At 23.7% G+C, this 16,206-nt stretch carries 17 protein-coding genes, 1 tRNA gene, 1 other RNA gene and 1 pseudogene; 15 read left to right on the forward strand and 5 right to left on the reverse strand.

What is annotated here, in order from left to right; all coding sequences use genetic code 11:
• Positions 1–223 precede the first annotated feature (223 nt).
• The gene (gltX, locus tag AB4W65_RS00320; RefSeq protein ID WP_367673650.1) at positions 224–1,627 is read left to right on the forward strand and encodes a glutamate--tRNA ligase; all 1,404 of its coding nucleotides are present in this window, start codon (positions 224–226) and stop codon (positions 1,625–1,627) included.
• A 100-nt stretch (positions 1,628–1,727) separates the two neighbouring features.
• Positions 1,728–1,800, forward strand: a tRNA-Ala gene (locus tag AB4W65_RS00325).
• Between the two features lie 119 nt (positions 1,801–1,919).
• Here AB4W65_RS00325 and fliE read toward each other — a convergent pair.
• Positions 1,920–2,228, reverse strand: a complete 309-nt coding sequence (gene fliE / locus AB4W65_RS00330) for a flagellar hook-basal body complex protein FliE (RefSeq protein WP_367673651.1) — start codon at positions 2,226–2,228, stop codon at positions 1,920–1,922.
• A 223-nt stretch (positions 2,229–2,451) separates the two neighbouring features.
• On the opposite strand from fliE, the gene fliF reads away from it, so the two are divergent.
• The 12 genes and pseudogenes from fliF to fliR all read left to right on the forward strand — a co-directional run bounded on the left by fliF (position 2,452) and on the right by fliR (position 12,806).
• Positions 2,452–4,257 (forward strand): flagellar basal-body MS-ring/collar protein FliF, encoded by a 1,806-nt coding sequence (fliF, locus tag AB4W65_RS00335; protein ID WP_367673652.1) that lies wholly within the window; start codon positions 2,452–2,454, stop codon positions 4,255–4,257.
• Positions 4,254–5,240, forward strand: a complete 987-nt coding sequence (locus tag AB4W65_RS00340; protein WP_367673653.1) for a FliG C-terminal domain-containing protein — start codon at positions 4,254–4,256, stop codon at positions 5,238–5,240. Before fliF ends, AB4W65_RS00340 begins: the two co-directional genes overlap by 4 nt.
• Positions 5,240–5,935: a flagellar assembly protein FliH gene (locus AB4W65_RS00345; RefSeq protein WP_367673654.1), complete on the forward strand. Its 696-nt coding sequence runs from the start codon at positions 5,240–5,242 to the stop codon at positions 5,933–5,935. The genes AB4W65_RS00340 and AB4W65_RS00345 overlap by 1 nt, the downstream gene beginning before the upstream one ends.
• A complete protein-coding gene (locus AB4W65_RS00350) occupies positions 5,935–7,299 on the forward strand; it encodes a FliI/YscN family ATPase (RefSeq protein ID WP_367673655.1) in 1,365 nt (454 codons plus the stop codon). The genes AB4W65_RS00345 and AB4W65_RS00350 overlap by 1 nt, the downstream gene beginning before the upstream one ends.
• Before the next feature lie 141 nt (positions 7,300–7,440).
• Complete coding sequence (locus AB4W65_RS00355) at positions 7,441–7,788, forward strand: flagellar FliJ family protein (RefSeq protein WP_367673844.1); 348 nt, start codon at positions 7,441–7,443, stop codon at positions 7,786–7,788.
• A gap of 46 nt (positions 7,789–7,834) precedes the next feature.
• On the forward strand, positions 7,835–9,037 hold the full coding sequence (locus tag AB4W65_RS00360; protein WP_367673656.1) for a hypothetical protein: 1,203 nt from the start codon (positions 7,835–7,837) through the stop codon (positions 9,035–9,037).
• Between the two features lie 91 nt (positions 9,038–9,128).
• Entirely contained in the window at positions 9,129–10,112 is a 984-nt protein-coding gene (locus tag AB4W65_RS00365; RefSeq protein WP_367673657.1) for a FliM/FliN family flagellar motor switch protein, read from the forward strand.
• Positions 10,113–10,135: 23 nt separating this feature from the next.
• Positions 10,136–10,546 carry a flagellar motor switch protein FliN gene (fliN, locus tag AB4W65_RS00370; RefSeq protein WP_367673658.1) on the forward strand — a complete coding sequence of 137 codons (411 nt, stop codon included), beginning with the start codon at positions 10,136–10,138 and terminating at the stop codon, positions 10,544–10,546.
• Positions 10,547–10,573: 27 nt separating this feature from the next.
• Positions 10,574–10,852, forward strand: a pseudogene (fliO, locus tag AB4W65_RS00375) (flagellar biosynthetic protein FliO); the annotation flags it as partial.
• A 144-nt stretch (positions 10,853–10,996) separates the two neighbouring features.
• Positions 10,997–11,686, forward strand: coding sequence for a flagellar type III secretion system pore protein FliP (gene fliP / locus AB4W65_RS00380; RefSeq protein WP_367673845.1), 690 nt, complete (start codon positions 10,997–10,999; stop codon positions 11,684–11,686).
• A gap of 65 nt (positions 11,687–11,751) precedes the next feature.
• Positions 11,752–12,021: a flagellar biosynthesis protein FliQ gene (gene fliQ / locus AB4W65_RS00385; RefSeq protein WP_367673659.1), complete on the forward strand. Its 270-nt coding sequence runs from the start codon at positions 11,752–11,754 to the stop codon at positions 12,019–12,021.
• Positions 12,021–12,806 carry a flagellar biosynthetic protein FliR gene (fliR, locus tag AB4W65_RS00390; protein WP_367673660.1) on the forward strand — a complete coding sequence of 262 codons (786 nt, stop codon included), beginning with the start codon at positions 12,021–12,023 and terminating at the stop codon, positions 12,804–12,806. The genes fliQ and fliR overlap by 1 nt, the downstream gene beginning before the upstream one ends.
• Before the next feature lie 144 nt (positions 12,807–12,950).
• On the opposite strand, the gene rpmG is transcribed toward fliR, so the two are convergent.
• From rpmG to ppa, 3 genes are all read right to left on the reverse strand, one after another.
• Positions 12,951–13,118, reverse strand: a complete 168-nt coding sequence (gene rpmG / locus AB4W65_RS00395) for a 50S ribosomal protein L33 (RefSeq protein ID WP_367673661.1) — start codon at positions 13,116–13,118, stop codon at positions 12,951–12,953.
• Positions 13,119–13,127: 9 nt separating this feature from the next.
• Complete coding sequence (gene rpmB, locus AB4W65_RS00400; protein ID WP_367673662.1) at positions 13,128–13,358, reverse strand: 50S ribosomal protein L28; 231 nt, start codon at positions 13,356–13,358, stop codon at positions 13,128–13,130.
• 193 nt (positions 13,359–13,551) lie between these two features.
• Positions 13,552–14,088, reverse strand: coding sequence for an inorganic diphosphatase (gene ppa, locus AB4W65_RS00405; RefSeq protein ID WP_367673663.1), 537 nt, complete (start codon positions 14,086–14,088; stop codon positions 13,552–13,554).
• Between the two features lie 342 nt (positions 14,089–14,430).
• On the opposite strand from ppa, the gene pmbA reads away from it, so the two are divergent.
• The gene (gene pmbA, locus AB4W65_RS00410) at positions 14,431–15,777 is read left to right on the forward strand and encodes a metalloprotease PmbA (protein WP_367673664.1); all 1,347 of its coding nucleotides are present in this window, start codon (positions 14,431–14,433) and stop codon (positions 15,775–15,777) included.
• Between the two features lie 53 nt (positions 15,778–15,830).
• Here the strand turns inward: pmbA and rnpB are convergent.
• Positions 15,831–16,182, reverse strand: an RNA gene (gene rnpB / locus AB4W65_RS00415) — RNase P RNA component class A.
• Positions 16,183–16,206: the final 24 nt, after the last annotated feature.

A 16,206-nucleotide genomic window follows, 5' to 3' on the forward strand; every position in this document is an offset into this window, starting at 1 on the left:
TATTTTTTTAAAATCTACAATTCCTATTGTAGAGATCAAGCGCATTCAGTCAATCTTTTTTTTTAATAAAATTATCATTTGTTTTATTTTTAATCATAATGATTTATTTTTAATCTAAAATTGTTGAAAAATTTAATATTATATTTAATTACTCGATCTGTATTAAATATAATAGGTGGAATATCAGATAATTAAGATTAACAATAAAATGGGGATAATAAAAATGGTTAAGACGCGTTTTGCCCCAAGTCCTACTGGGAAATTACATATAGGTAGTGTACGTACAGCTCTTTATTCATGGTTGTTTGCTGAACGTAATAAAGGTGTGTTTGTATTACGTTTTGAAGATACTGATTTTGAACGTTCTTCAGAATCTTCTGTAGAAGGTATTTTGAACGGATTACGATGGTTGGGATTAAAATGGAATGAAGGACCTTATTTTCAAAGTAAAAGATTACAGTATTATATAGATATTATTGATTCTATGATTCAATCGGGACAGGCATATAAGTGTTATTGTTCTAGTATAAGATTAGGAAAATTAAGAAAAAGTCAAATTTTAAAAGGTGAAAAACCACGATATGATGGTAAATGTCGTGATAATACAATCGATTATTGTAATGACATATCTTACGTAGTAAGATTTCGTAATCCTAAAAAAGGAAAAGTAATTTTTCATGATAGCGTAAGAGGAGAAATTATTTTTTCAAATAAAGAGTTAGATGATTTAATTATTTTACGTAGTAATGGTATTCCTACGTATAATTTTTGTGTAGTAATAGATGATAGAGATATGAAGATTACTCATGTCATTAGAGGAGAAGATCATATTAATAATACTCCTCGTCAAATTAATATTTTGAAATCATTGGGTGCGGATATTCCTATTTATGCTCATGTATCAATGATAAAAGAAAATAATGGGAAAAAATTGTCCAAAAGAAATAATGTTATTGATATAATGGAATATTACAGAGAGGGATATTTACCTGAAGCAATTTTGAATTGTATACTAAGATTAGGTTGGTCTTATGGAAATAAAGAAATTTTCAGTGTAGATGAAATGAAAAAATTGTTTACTTTAAAAGGTTTAAGTAAATCATCAAGTTGTTTTAATATAAAAAAATTATTGTGGTTAAACCATTATTATATTAACAAGTTACCGGTGGAGTACATAGCAAAATGTCTTAAGTATCACTTTCAAATAGAAAAAATAGATATTTCAGAAGGTCCTGTTTTAACTGAAATAATTAAAATTATCTGCAATAGATGTAATACTTTAAAAGAAATCGTTCATTTATCCCGTTTTTTTTATCAAGAATTTGATTTCGTAAATAATGAAGTAACAAGAACACATTTAAATATAAAAAATATAATTATTTTAAAAGAAATAATCAACATTATTAAAAATGTTTCTATTTGGAATGTTGATAATTTATCAAAATTAGTAAAATTATTATCTATTAAATTAGATATCTGTTTATCCCGTATCTTTATGACAATTCGTTTTGCAATTACTGGTTCTTTAATTTCTCCAAGTATTGATACTACAATGTATTTTTTAGGTAAGAATCGTGTACTTTTTCGTATTAAAAAAGCCATTAATTACATAGAGAAAATTAATTAATGAGATAAGTAAAAAATAATAAATTTATTAATGAATATTATTGCAAGAATTTTAGTGTTATAATATCATTGGTAATGTTGTAATTACACTTGTATTATATGGGGTCATAGCTCAATTGGGAGAGCGCTTGCATGGCATGCAAGAGGGTGGCGGTTCAATTCCGCTTGACTCCATCAGTATATATTAATTTTCTATATTTATAATTTTTAGTTATAATTATTTTTTTAATCTTAATATATTTATTAAATAAATAAATATGTGCTGGAGAATTTTCCAGCACCATATAAATTTTTTAAACTTGCATATTCATAATTTCTTGATAACTAGACACTATTTTATTTCTTAGTTGAACAGCTAGATGCATAGTAATGCTTGCTTTTTGTAAATCTATCATAACATTACTCAAAGAAACTCCAGGTTTCTCTAATATAAAATCTTGGGAGTTTTTTTTTGCATTTTTTTGAGTTATGTTTATTTTATTTAATGTTTTTTTAATATAATCAGCAAAATTATTAGATAATAATTTATTTTTTTTTTCTACGTTAGTTAATAGATTAAGGTTTATTGTATTTCTAGAATTGTTAATTCTGTTAATAGACATGGTGCCTCTAAGTTTATAAAGTATTTTTTAATAATAATATGTTAACATATTTTATTTATAAGTATTTAACTATATTAAAATTACACATTTTTTTATATTACATGTTTATCAGGTATTATAATATTAAGAATTTAGAGAAAATAAAATTCTTTTACATAATCATATTGAATATTTTTAATATTTTACTACTGATAGAATAGAATACTATCAGAAAGGAAATTTTATGAATTTTAAAGAAAATATTAGCATAAATAAAAAATTAAAAGAAAAAAAAACATTAAATAATTTTTTCAATAAGTTTGGAATGGGATCTAAAATATTAATAATACTGATAACGTTAATAATTACGTTTATTTTTTTAATACCTATATGTATTAAATCTAAAAAATATAGTATATTATATAATCAATTATCTAATAAAGATGGAGGAAATATTATTTCTCAATTGGTTAAAATGAATATTCCTTATAGATTTAATGAAACTTCAGGTGTATTATTAGTACCCGATGATAGAATACAAGAAATTCGATTTAATTTAGCTAAACATGGTTTACCTAAAGGATCAGGTATTGGATTTGAGTTATTGGATAAAGAAAAATTTGGCATCAGTCAATTTAATGAACAAGTGAATTATCAGAGGGCTTTAGAAGGAGAATTAGCTAGAACAATTGAGCGGTTGAATTTAATAAAATCTGCTAGAATACATATTGCATTACCTAAATCTTCTTTATTCATACGTGAAAAAAAAGCACCAACAGCATCTATTATTTTGGATTTGCAACCTGGACAATATTTAGATAGAAATCAAATTAATGCTATTTTACATTTTATTTCTAGTAGTGTATCTGGATTAACACCGAATCATATCACTATTGTTGATCAATCTGGTAATTTACTAAACAATTTGGATTTTATCGATCATGAAATTAATGATATTAAAATAAGATATACTGAAGAATTAGAAAAACGTTATAAAAAGAGGATTGAAGATATTTTAAGTCCTATCATGGGATTAGAAAATATTCGTGCACAAGTAACAGCACAAATAGATTTTAATAATCAAGAAAGGACAGAAGAAAAATATAAACCTAATTTCGATGATTCTCAGCAGGCTATTCGATCTCATCAAAGTACTTATAATACAGATTTGGATGGAAAGGGTTCCAATATATTAATTGCTTCTGATTCCTCAAAAAAATTGTCTAATATTTCTGAAAAGAATATTAATAATATTAAAAATATAAAAGAATCAGATAATAGTAAAATAGCAGATATAAATCTTAAGAATAATGGGAATACAAATAAAAATTCTTATGATTTTAAGAATTTTAAAAATTCTCATGACGATGTTATTAATTATGAATTAGATCACACTATTCTTCGTACTAAAGTTAGTATTGGAGAGATTAAAAGATTATCAACAGCTGTAGTAGTCAATTTTGTTAAAGATAATCAAGGAAAATCTGTCCCTTTATCAATTAATCTAATGAAGAAAATTGAAAACTTGACTCGTCAGGTTGTAGGATATTCTAAAGTACGAGGAGATACTTTACATATAGTTAATTCTTTATTTGTAAATGATTCTAATTTTTCCAAAACATCTAATAAAAATATGTTTCACGCAAATAGTGTTCATTTAGTAAAAAAAATAGATGAAAAAAATATAAATAATTCAAATAATACAGAAGGGATAACTACACTATATTTTATATGGGAAAAATTGATAAAGTCTGATTTATTATTAAAATTTTATCCATTTACTATTTTATTTTTATTTTTTTTAGTATTATTTCAATTTATTTTTCTTAGGAAAAAAAATAATCAATATAAGACTTTATATATACAATATATGAATAAAAAAGATAATGAAAAAAAAGTTAAAATTAATAACAGCGATAAGAGTTATTTTGAAGAAAATATAAATATAAATAATAATGGTATTAGAAATACTTCTGATAATTTATCTAAGAATAATGTAGATATTATAGAAAAGATTGTAAGAGAATGGACGAGTGATAAAAAATTATGAGTTTAAATGGTATTGAGAAAAGTGCAATTTTATTAATGTCGATAGGTGTTGATTTAGCTGTAAAGGTATTAAAAAGTTTTACTGATTTTGAAGTACGAAAATTTTTAAAATGCATGGTTAATATTAATAAAATATCTTCTTTAGAAGTCAATAAAGTTCTTGAAGAATGTATAGATTTTGTTCATCCTATTAATTATTTTAGTTATATTCATGGTGATTATCTATTTTTAATTTTCAGTAAAGTATTAGGTGAAAATGAAGCAAAGATTTTTTTAGAAGAAAGTATTGGCATGGAAGACATAGAAGAACGTTGTAAAAAACTAAATTCTGTAAATGCTAATCAGTTATTTCAATTAATCCAAAACGAACACATTCAAATTATTACTGCTATATTAACATATATAAAAGAGGATCAAGCAGCTCAAACTCTTATTTTTTTTACTGAAAAAAAACGTTCTGAAATAATTTTTCGTATGGCTACATTTTCTGGTCTGAAAAAATGTGGAAGAATAGAATTAGTAAAAGTGGTTGATGATATATTGAATCGTTATGAACATATTATAAATAATCGTATGGCTATAAAAAAAACATCTAATATTTTAAGTTTGATGGATGATGATCATAAAAAATTAGTCATTGATAATTTATTTGATTGTAATATAAATTTAACAAAAAATATTTTAAATGAAATGTTTACGTTTAAGGATTTAGTTAATTTTAAAGATGAACATATTTGTTATTTAGTTAATAACATAGAATTAGATTTAATATGTCTTGCATTGTGTTATACCAACGATTTATTAAAGGATAAATTTATAAAAAATATGTCAATAGAAGATGCAAATTATTTACAGAATAAACTTGCTGAAAAAAATACCGTATTAATTTCTGATATTACCAATGCACAGACGATAATTTTGAAAACTGTGAGATCCTTTTTAAGAAAAGAGGAAATTATTACTGTAGTAAGTAAGGTAAAATAATGTCAGACATAATATCAAAAAAAATATGGAAAAAATGGTATCCTGAAGAATTAGCGTCATCACAGTTTTTTAAACAAAACACTTATATTACGCATAAAGATCAATTATGTAAAAAAAATTCGACTTCATTAGTAATTAACAATGTAAAAAAAGAATTGTATTCTAAAAAAGAATCTGAAATATATAAAAAAAATAATGAAGAAAGTTCTGCTGAAGGAGAAAAAATAGGATATGAAATTGGAGTCAAAAGGGGTTTATTAGAATTTGAAAAACAGCAACAGATTGCACAAAAGAAAATTGATACGTTTCTTTCAGATTTTGAAGTAGAATTATCTATTTTAGATAATACTATTTCAACTCATTTAGTTCATTTAGTTTTGAAGATTATCGCAAAAATTATAGGTGATACTCCTTTAATAAAGACTTCTTTTATTTTAAATAAAATTAAAGAAATAATTAGATTGGAATCTATTCATTTTGATAAACCAAAATTGATTATTCATCCAGATGATTACGATGTAATTAAAAAACATTTTGGGAAGATATTTGATATGTATGGTTGGAGTATATCCTGTGATCATAGGATGCATCTAGGTGGTTGTAAAATAGAATCAAAAGATAGAAATTTAGATGCCACCATTTCTACTCTTTGGCGTGAACTTTGTAGGCTTTCTTTATGTAATGAGAATTATTAATGAACGTACGATTGAGTAAATGGTTAAAAAATATAACTATTTTTGAAGACCAAATAGATGGTCTCCCTATCGGTTTTAATTACGGATATTTAACAGGTATAAATGGTATTGTATTAGAAGTAACTGGTTTAAATTTACCTATTGGATCAATATGTTTCATTGAAAGTATACATGGTGAAAATATTACTGAAATAGAATGTGAAGTTATTGGTTTTAAAGAAAAAAAATTGTTATTAATACCTATTGAAGAAGCTGTTGGAATTCAACCAAATTCTCGTGTTTTCTTGAAATTAATGAATAATAAAATTGCAAGTAAAATGATATTTTTACCTGTTGGTCTTGAATTGTTGGGTAGAGTATTAGATGGTCTGGGTCGTCCGTTAGATGAATTGTCAAGATTGAATGTTAAAGATTTTTTATCTTTAGAATTTGATAAAATAAATCCTTTACAGCGTTTTCCTATTACTGATGTGTTAGATACAGGAGTACGATCTATTAATGCTCTATTAACTATTGGTAGAGGACAAAGAATGGGTCTTTTTTCTAGTTCAGGATTAGGGAAAAGCGTATTACTTGGCATGATAGCTAGATATACTCAAGTTGATATTATTATCATAGCAATGATAGGTGAAAGAAGTCGAGAGGTAAAAGATTTTATAAATAATATTCTTGGTGTGGAAGGTTTATCCCGTTCTATAGTTATTGCTGTTCCTGCTGACCATTCTCCATTATTACAAATAAAAGGAGCAGTGTATGCCACTCGGATTGCAGAATATTTTAGAAATAATAAGTATCATGTTTTATTAATTATGGATTCGTTAACACGTTATGCGATGGCTCATCGAGAAATAGCATTGTCAATGGGAGAATTACCAGCGACTAAGGGATATCCTCCTTCTGTTTTTTCAAAATTATCGACTTTAGTGGAAAGAGCAGGAAATGGTAAATATGGTTTAGGTTCTATTACAGCTTTTTATACCGTATTGACTGAAATTAATGCAGACAATGATCCCGTAGCAGAATCAGTAAGGTCGTTTCTAGATGGACATATTATTTTATCAAGATTTTACGCTGAATCAGGTCATTATCCAGCAATTGATATTGAAAGCTCCATTAGTCGTTTAATGCCTAATTTAGTGGATTCCAGGTATTATTTACAAGTGTGTCATTTTAAAAAATTAGTCTCTGTTTATCAACGTAATCAAGAGTTAATTAGTGTTGGAGCCTATGTTTCAGGTAGTAATCTTATACTTGATCAAGCAATTAAGATTTGGTCTGAATTAGAAAAATTTTTAAAACAAGATATTAAAGAATCACATGATTATATCAATTCTTGTGAGACGTTAAAAGAAATTTTTCAGTGATATTAATTTTAATATTGTATCTTTTAGGATAAAATATGATAAAAAAACGATCATTTATTGCTACTTTAAAAATATTAGAAAAGAAAAAAATTGAAAATATATCTATTATGTTAAAAAAAATCATTCTTAAAAAAAAAAATTATAAAACAATTTAACGTTTTAAAAAAATATCAATGTGATTATAATGATAAATTAAGTTATTATGTTAAATATGGAATGACTGGAGTAAAATGGAAACATTATATTGAATTTATTAGAATATTAGATTCAGCTGTAGAACAACAAAACAAATTAATTATAGAATATGATAATAGATTAAAAAATTTTTTTTCTGATTGGCGTCGTGCAAATAGTAATTTTAAGGGATGGGAATGTTTAGAATATAAAATGTTGCTACGGGACTTAAAGAGAAAAACAGAATTGGAAGAGATAAACATAGATGAGTTTTCTAAATTAAAATTTTTTAAAAATAGGGGTGTAAAACTATAAATGTTACATGTACTAAATTTTTTTAGAAATATGGCGTATCGGATTAATGATAAGTCTTCAGGGTGGTGTAGAATATCTAATTCTATTCCATATTATAAAAAAAAAATTATTAATAAAAGATGTACATACACATAAAATAAAAAGAAAACATGATAAAAATATATTTTTATATAATTTTTTATTAACTTTTCAAGCAGATAAGAAAAATTTTTTTAATTCATCTTCTGTTTTATCAGAAAATAATATTTTTTTAAAAATAAAAAAAAAAGATAACAATCTAGATAAAAAAAAATATAAAATAAATCTTTTTTATTTGTTAAATAATCATGTTATGAAATTGGAAGAAAAAAATAAAAAAAAATTAGATATTAATCTATTGACAAAAAAAAATAATATTTTAATTTGTTTTAATATTAAGAAGAAAATTATTTCAAATAAAATTTTATTAAAGAAAGTTAAAATTCAATATTTTAGTAAAGGATTCGGAGTATATCAAAAATTATTATTTTTTATTGATTCTATTTTTAAAAATTCAATAGAATTAATTTTATCAAAAAATATTTTTTTAAAAAATTTTAAAAAATATATAAAAAATAGTATTTTTTTATTAGATGAAAAATATAAAAAAATTGATTTTTCTATGATAAAAGAAGTATCTTTTTTTAAGAACAAAGCAGATAAAAAAAATTTTTTCAGTATTTTAAGTAAAAATTATCTTATCAATGTCAGTAGACAGTGCAATTTTTTGTCAATTAATAAAAAATCTATTTTAAATGTTTCGCCGTATTTAAAATTAGATTTTTTTTATAAAAATAATTTTTTTATACAAGCAATAAATAATACAATATTGAAAAAAATTAATAATATAGAATATTTGGTAGATTTTAAATTACATCAAGAGTATTGTGGTATGATTTTTTTTCGCTTGAAAATGAATTTTAAAGATAAGATTGCTAAATTTTATATTTTTACTAAAAAAAATAAAATATCTACCATTTTAAAAGAATCGATTCATTTTTTAAAAGATATTTTTAAAAAAAATAGTATTAATTTATCAGAAATTACTATTAATAATAAATATTATTCTGCGTATAAATATTATAAATATAAAAAACAGAATTTTTATAATTTAGATAAGTTTTCCGTTCCTATAAGAGAGAAAAAAGATTTAAATCTTGTTTCATTTTCTAAGATAACTAGTCTAAAAAGCATTTTTTTTTCTACCAATAAAATTGATATTTATGCATAAAATATATTTTTAAAATTTTTCTTAATTACGTTTATGAGTTATAAATAATAACATTTTATTTTTAAAAGTTTTTTTGCTTAGTGAGTAATTGATGGGAAAAAATATTAATGCTATAAATGATGTAAAAAAAACAATTAATAGTAATTGTAATCAACAAAACAATAAAAATAATTATATTATATCAGATAATAAAAATGTATATTTGTATAATATAAAACATAATTATCATATAATACAAAAAAATATTGATATACTAAAAGAAGTAAACATTAATTTTATTAATTTTTTGTCCATAAATATATCGGATTATTTAAATATAGATAAAATAGATGTAAAATTAAAAGAAATTAAAATTGCAATTAATCGTTATGATTGGAAAAATATTAAAAAACCAATAATTTTAAATACAATTCAAATTGAAGCATCTAAGGATTGTTTTTTTTTAGTTTTTTCTTTTGATTTTCTATCAATGATAATAGAAAATTTGTTTGGGGGGAATATATTAGGAGTAAACAAAAATAATTATAATAAAAAAATAACAACAGCTGAAAGTAAAATAATTAAGCGTATTACAAAAATAGTGATACAAGCATACGAAAAATCCATGAAAATTTTTTTTTCAATTAAAGTCAATCATATTAAATCTAAATTTTTTTCTGATGATAAATCTGCTTTTTTTTTAAAAAATAGTATTTTTGCAATTACTACTTTTCATTTATATATTGGTACTTTAAAAAGTATTTTTAGCATAATGATTCCTTTAGTAATAATAGAAAAATATTTTTTGCATACAGAAAATACAGAAAAATTAAAAAAAAATAACAATGGAATAAAAGAGAAAATATTACATCATGTTAATAACTTAAATTTAACGTTAACAGTTCAATTAAGAGCAAATGTAATTTCTTTACCAAATATTTTAAAATTGAAAATAGGAGATATAATACCTATTCAAAAACCGGAAGATGGCATAGTATATGTAGACACGTTCCCTATTTTATTAGGTCAATATAAGATTGTAAATAAAAAACATGCCTTATGTATTAAAAATTTAATTAAATCAGATTTTAAATAATAATTATAATAAGGTATAATTTAATGGATAAGATAAATCAATCATCAGAGAATGAAATTCTTAATAATCACAATAGAGATAATACAGATGGTAAAGATGTTAAGAATGCTAATTTAAATGATAAGAAGGAGGAAAAAGATGAATTACAAGTATTAAATCATAAAGATGATTCAATATTATTGAAAGATATACAGCATATTATTAACGTATCAGTTAATATTACAGTAAAATTAGGTCGAGCTAAAATAAAAATAGAAGATTTACTTAACATATCAATGGGATCAGTACTCATTTTAGATAAGAAAATAGGTGAACCTTTGGATATATTTGTAAATGAATCTTTAATAGCGCGAGGAGAGATTGTAGTGGTAGAAGACAAGTATGGAATACGTATTACTAGTATCATAGATTCTTCAAAAAATGTAAATATTTAGAGTTAATAATTAATGAAAAATAATATTATGCAGCAAGTATCTCCGATTTTACCTAATTTGATAATTGAAAAAACTCTATCTCAAGTTAGTTTTACATTATTACAAATAATAGCACTGATTATACTATTAAGTTGGGTTTTTAAAAAAATGTTTTTAATAAAATCTTATGAAAACAATTCACTTATTAGAATAATATCTAAGATGTCTATTGGATCGAATGAAAGTATATTAGTCATAGATGTTCAAGATGTTAGATTAGTATTAGGTTTAACTAGAAATAATATCACTTATTTACATGATTTAACTTCTTTAAAGCCAAAAATTATAGAAAAAAAAAAATCGAAATATATGTTATTTCCTTTAAACTCAAAGAATTTTTTCACATTATTATTTAAAAATTTATATGTTTATCGTATAGTTTTTACTTTATTTTTAATTTTTTTCTCTCCTATGGCTTATGCAAATATATCAGATATCATTAATGATAACTTGTATAATGAAGGTGGAAATTGGTCTTTTGCAATACAAGTATTAGTATTACTTACTTCATTAACATTCATTCCTGCCATACTTTTAATGATGACTAGTTTTACTAGGATTATTATTGTATTTGGGTTATTAAGAAATGCATTAGGTACACCTTATGCTCCTTCTAATCAAATTTTAATAGGATTAGCATTATTTTTAACATTTTTTATTATGTCTCCTGTATATAATAAAATATATTATGAAGCTTATTTACCATTTAGTCAAAATAAGATTACTATGGAAGTAGCTATTGAAAAAGGTATACCACCTTTAAAAGAATTTATGATTAATCAAACTCGTGAAACGGATCTTAAATTATTTGCAAAATTAGCTAATATTTCAAGTTTTATTAATAAAGATGAAATACCAATGTGTGTTGTATTGCCATCATTTATTACCAGTGAATTAAAAACAGCATTTCAGATTGGTTTTACTATTTTTATTCCATTTTTAATTATTGATTTAGTTGTTGCTAGTGTTTTAATGTCACTAGGTATGATGATGGTACCTCCTTCCACAATTGCTTTACCTTTTAAATTGATGTTATTTGTTTTAGTAGACGGTTGGCCATTACTAATTGGTTCTTTAGCACAGAGTTTTTTTATTAATTAAAGTATAGTTTAAAATTTGATTTTTAATTGATTAATAATATTATTGATATTAATAATGGCGATTTTATGACTATTGAATATGTAATGACATTATTCTATGAAGCAACGAAAATAGGTTTAATGATTTCTGCTCCTTTATTATTGTCAGTTTTACTTACAGGATTAATTATTAGTGTATTGCAAGCAGCCACTCAGGTAAATGAGCAAACATTATCTTTTATTCCAAAAGTAATTTCTATTTTAATTACGATGATAATATTGGGACCATGGATGTTGGGTATTATGTTAGATTATATTAAATCTATATTTAATAATTTACCTTTGATTATTCGCTAATGATTATTTTAAATAATACTAACATTTTTTTGTTTTTTATTAATTTTCTTTTTCCATTTGTTCGTGTTTTAGCATTAATATCTATGTTGCCTATCTTTGATAATAATTTTATTAGTTATAGAATAAAAATTTTATTATCAGTGATAATTACTATTCTATTAATTCCATTTTTACCAAAATTAGAGATTGTATCATTATCTTTTATAAATTTATTGATTTTATCAGAACAGATATTAATCGGTATGGTATTAGGAATGATGGTGCAATTTATACTAACTATAGGATCTATTACAGGAGACATTATTGGTTTGCAAATAGGATTATCTTTTTCTACTATTTTTGATTCCAGTAGTCATATTAATAGATCTATAATATCTCGTTTTTTTTATGTATTAATTATATTATTGTTGATATCTTGGAATAGTCATATTTGGATAATATTAATTTTAGTAAACACTTTTTATACAATCCCAATTGAAAAAATAGTTTTAACTTCTGGAGTTTTTTTAGATATAGTAAAATTTTATGGTATTGTTTTTATGAATGGTATGATGCTGAGTATTCCTATAATAATTTTTATACTAACATTAAATATTATTATGGGTGTACTGAATCGTATATTATCTCAATTATCTATTTTTTCGGTAGGTTTTCCTGTAACTTTGTTAACTGGATTATTTATTTTAAACTTATTGATATTTATTATATCTCCTCATATTAAAGATATATCTCAATTTTTAATGTTATCTTTTATTGTATTTTTGAAAGAATTTTCTTCTTCATAAAATTTAAGGTTTATTGAAAATATATATTTTTAATTTTTCTACTTTTAACATAGTTTTTAACTAAAGAACAGACCTTAATTAAAAATATAATTAGAGTCTAGTTCTTTTTTTATAGATTAAATATTTTATCAATACTATCATGAATTATTTAATTTTATGTTCTGTATATAGTACTCTTTTTCTTATTTTAGGATCATATTTTTTTAGTTTTAATTTTTCTTTGTTGGTTCTTTTATTTTTTGTAGTTGTATAAAAATGACCTGATCCTGAAGAAGATACTAATTTTATTTTTTCTCTAGTTTTTTTAGCCATATATTTACTCTATATTTTTTTTTTGTACATTTTTTTTAAAATTGTGTGAATACCTTTTTTATCAATTAAGCGCATTCCTTTTGCAGATACGCGTAAGATTATAAATCTATTTTCTTCTGGTATCCAAAATCGATGAACATGGAGATTAGGTAGAAATTTTCTTTTGGTAGCATTCATTGCATGTGATCTATTATTACCTACCATTGTTTTTTTTCCTGTAACTTGACAAATACGTGACATATAAATCTCCAAAATTTTTATTTTTAAATAAAATTAATAGATACCAGGATATGGCATCAGTGATGAGAATTTAGTTTTTTAATAAAAAATATATATTTATACTTTAAAAGTATATTTTTATATTAGATAGAAAGTTATTTCTAATAAATAAGTTATGATATTACATTTTAATTTTTATTTTAAAAAATATTTTTTAAACTGAAGATGTTTTATATTTCTCTATACTAATAATAATTTCTTTTGCAGCAGATTCAATATCTTGCCAACCAATGACCTTCACCCATTTTACTTTTTCTATTTTTTTATAATTTTTAAAGAAATGAACAATTTGATTACGTAGTAATTGTGGTAAATCAATAATATCTTTGAAACAATCATATTCTGGGTAAATTTTAGAATGAGGTACAGCTATAATTTTTGCATCTTCTCCAGATTCGTCATTCATTTTTAATAAACCAAGTGGTCTAGATCGTATTACTGAACCAGGTTGTAATGGATATGGTGTGTATACCAATACATCTAAAGGATCTCCATCATTGGATAATGTATTATTAATATAACCATAATTACATGGATAGAACATTGGAGTTAATATGAACCGATCAACGAATAATACGCCTAATTTTTTTTCTATTTCATATTTGACCGGATGAGCATGAGATGAAATCTCTATTATTACGTTAATATCATATGGTGGTTTTTTTCCTGATTTGATCTCATTTAAAGACATATAATTATTTCCAATAGTTTATTATTTTTAACTTTATATTTTAATGTTATCATTGATATTGATGTATTTTTTATGGGTTTTTAACCATCCTTAATTTTTATTTTTATGGATTATAATGTTAAATAATATTTTAGTAAAGTATGTACTACTATTATTGAAAATAATAAACTATATATTTTTTCTAGTACAGTAATAATATTTTTATTGGAGGATACATAATTATATTTAGATAAGTTTATTTATTTTTTCAAAAATATTTATTATATTGTATGATGATATCATTAAATTCTCTTTGATCATTTTTCTTAAATATAATTTTTAATATTTTAATAAGGATTCATAATGCATGAATTACAAGATATTGTTTCACAAGAGGTGGTATTAAAAGATATAGTAAGTGAATGTTTAGAATTAGCAAAAAAAAGTGTAGATGCTATCGAAGTTGTGGTTAAAAAGACAAGAGGAATTAGCGTTTCCGTTAGAAAAGGTGTATCAGAATATATAGAATTTAATAATGATGGAAAATTGTTCATTACGGTTTATAATAATAATCGTAAAGGCTGTGCTGTATCGACAAATTTTAGTATATCTTCAATAAGAAGAACTTTACAATCAGCAATTATGATTACTCATTTTACCTCTTCGGATCGTTATTCTGGATTACCTAATTATGACACTTTAGCTATAGATAGTACGCTGAATTTAGATTTATTACATCCTATTATATTTGATATAAATATAGCTGCTGATTTGGCAATTTCTGCTGAAATAGCAGCGTATAATTTTGACAAACGTATTATAAACACCGAAGGTGTAGCCTTTGACAGTCATTTCTCTAGTATCGTATGTGGAAATAGTATTGGATTATTAAACGGATACAGTTCTAGTTTGCATTCCTTATCATGTTGTAGTGTAGCGAAAGAAAAGACATGTATGCAGAGAGACTATGCATTTTCTATTTCTAGAAAAATTACTCATTTGGATTCTTCTGAACATATAGGAAAGGAAAGTGCTCGTCGTAGCATAGATCGTTTATTTCCAAGAAAAATTAAAACAACAAAATCGCCAATTATTTTTTCTTCAGAAGTGGCTCCTAGTTTATTTTATAATTTTATTAGTGCGATTAATGGAGATAATGTTTATAAAAAATCTACTTTTTTATTAAATAAACTTGGAAAAAATATTTTTCCAAATTTTTTAAATATTAAAGATTATCCTCATATATCTCAGGGTTTGGGATCTAAACCTTTTGATAATGAAGGTGTTCGTACTAAAGATAATCTTATTGTTGATAAAGGTAGGCTTATTAGTTGGTTGCTAGATTCCTATGCATCATGCAAGTTAGGATTTGATAGTACAGGTCATGCTGGTGGGGTGCATAATTTATTGATTGAAGGTAGTGGTGAACTTGATTTAGTAAATTTATTAAAATATATGGGAAAAGGATTATTAGTAACCGAATTAATGGGATCAGGTGTAAATATCATTACTGGAAATTATTCTCGTGGCGTATTTGGTTTTTGGATTGAAAACGGAATGATAAAATATCCGGTTAGTGAAATTACTATTTCTGGAAATTTAAAAGAAATTTTTAGAAATATTATTAAAATTGGAAATGATATTAATAAAAATAGTATTATACAGTGCGGTTCAGTATTGGTATCTGAAATGCAAATTTCTGGTTTATAATTATAAATAAATATTTAGAACATTATTTTTTATGCTAATTTTATAAATATATTATATGAAGCTGACCTATAAGCCGGGTTCTGTATTAGACAATCATTCATCTAGGCTAATAATCACTTATTTGCTCAAGCAGCCTACCCAGGTTTTAGTATGGGCTGTACTATAGAAACCTATATTTGGCTTTGCTCCAGATGGAGTTTACATAGCCGAAAACTGTTACCAGTTTTGCGGTGCGCTCTTACCGCACCTTTTCACCCTTACCTTTTATTTTGGCGGTTATTTTCTGTTGCACTGGTCGTAAGATTTCGCTTCCCAGATGTTATCTGGCATCTTTGCCCAATGGAGCCCGGACTTTCCTCTCCTATATATTTATAAGATATCAGCAGCGATTGTCTGGTCAGCTTCTTTAGCTTATATTACATGATTTTA

This window comes from Buchnera aphidicola (Pemphigus populi), assembly GCF_964058935.1.
Classification (GTDB): Bacteria; Pseudomonadota; Gammaproteobacteria; order Enterobacterales; family Enterobacteriaceae; genus Buchnera_C; species Buchnera_C aphidicola_D.

Coding starts and splice junctions, on each gene's coding strand:
- gltX (WP_367673650.1), top strand. CDS start 224: ATGGTTAAGACGCGTTTTGCCCCAAGTCCTACTGGGAAATTACATATA.
- fliE (WP_367673651.1), bottom strand. CDS start 2,228: ATGTCTATTAACAGAATTAACAATTCTAGAAATACAATAAACCTTAAT.
- fliF (WP_367673652.1), top strand. CDS start 2,452: ATGAATTTTAAAGAAAATATTAGCATAAATAAAAAATTAAAAGAAAAA.
- AB4W65_RS00340 (WP_367673653.1), top strand. CDS start 4,254: ATGAGTTTAAATGGTATTGAGAAAAGTGCAATTTTATTAATGTCGATA.
- AB4W65_RS00345 (WP_367673654.1), top strand. CDS start 5,240: ATGTCAGACATAATATCAAAAAAAATATGGAAAAAATGGTATCCTGAA.
- AB4W65_RS00350 (WP_367673655.1), top strand. CDS start 5,935: ATGAACGTACGATTGAGTAAATGGTTAAAAAATATAACTATTTTTGAA.
- AB4W65_RS00360 (WP_367673656.1), top strand. CDS start 7,835: ATGATAAGTCTTCAGGGTGGTGTAGAATATCTAATTCTATTCCATATT.
- AB4W65_RS00365 (WP_367673657.1), top strand. CDS start 9,129: ATGGGAAAAAATATTAATGCTATAAATGATGTAAAAAAAACAATTAAT.
- fliN (WP_367673658.1), top strand. CDS start 10,136: ATGGATAAGATAAATCAATCATCAGAGAATGAAATTCTTAATAATCAC.
- fliP (WP_367673845.1), top strand. CDS start 10,997: ATGGCTTATGCAAATATATCAGATATCATTAATGATAACTTGTATAAT.
- fliQ (WP_367673659.1), top strand. CDS start 11,752: ATGACTATTGAATATGTAATGACATTATTCTATGAAGCAACGAAAATA.
- fliR (WP_367673660.1), top strand. CDS start 12,021: ATGATTATTTTAAATAATACTAACATTTTTTTGTTTTTTATTAATTTT.
- rpmG (WP_367673661.1), bottom strand. CDS start 13,118: ATGGCTAAAAAAACTAGAGAAAAAATAAAATTAGTATCTTCTTCAGGA.
- rpmB (WP_367673662.1), bottom strand. CDS start 13,358: ATGTCACGTATTTGTCAAGTTACAGGAAAAAAAACAATGGTAGGTAAT.
- ppa (WP_367673663.1), bottom strand. CDS start 14,088: ATGTCTTTAAATGAGATCAAATCAGGAAAAAAACCACCATATGATATT.
- pmbA (WP_367673664.1), top strand. CDS start 14,431: ATGCATGAATTACAAGATATTGTTTCACAAGAGGTGGTATTAAAAGAT.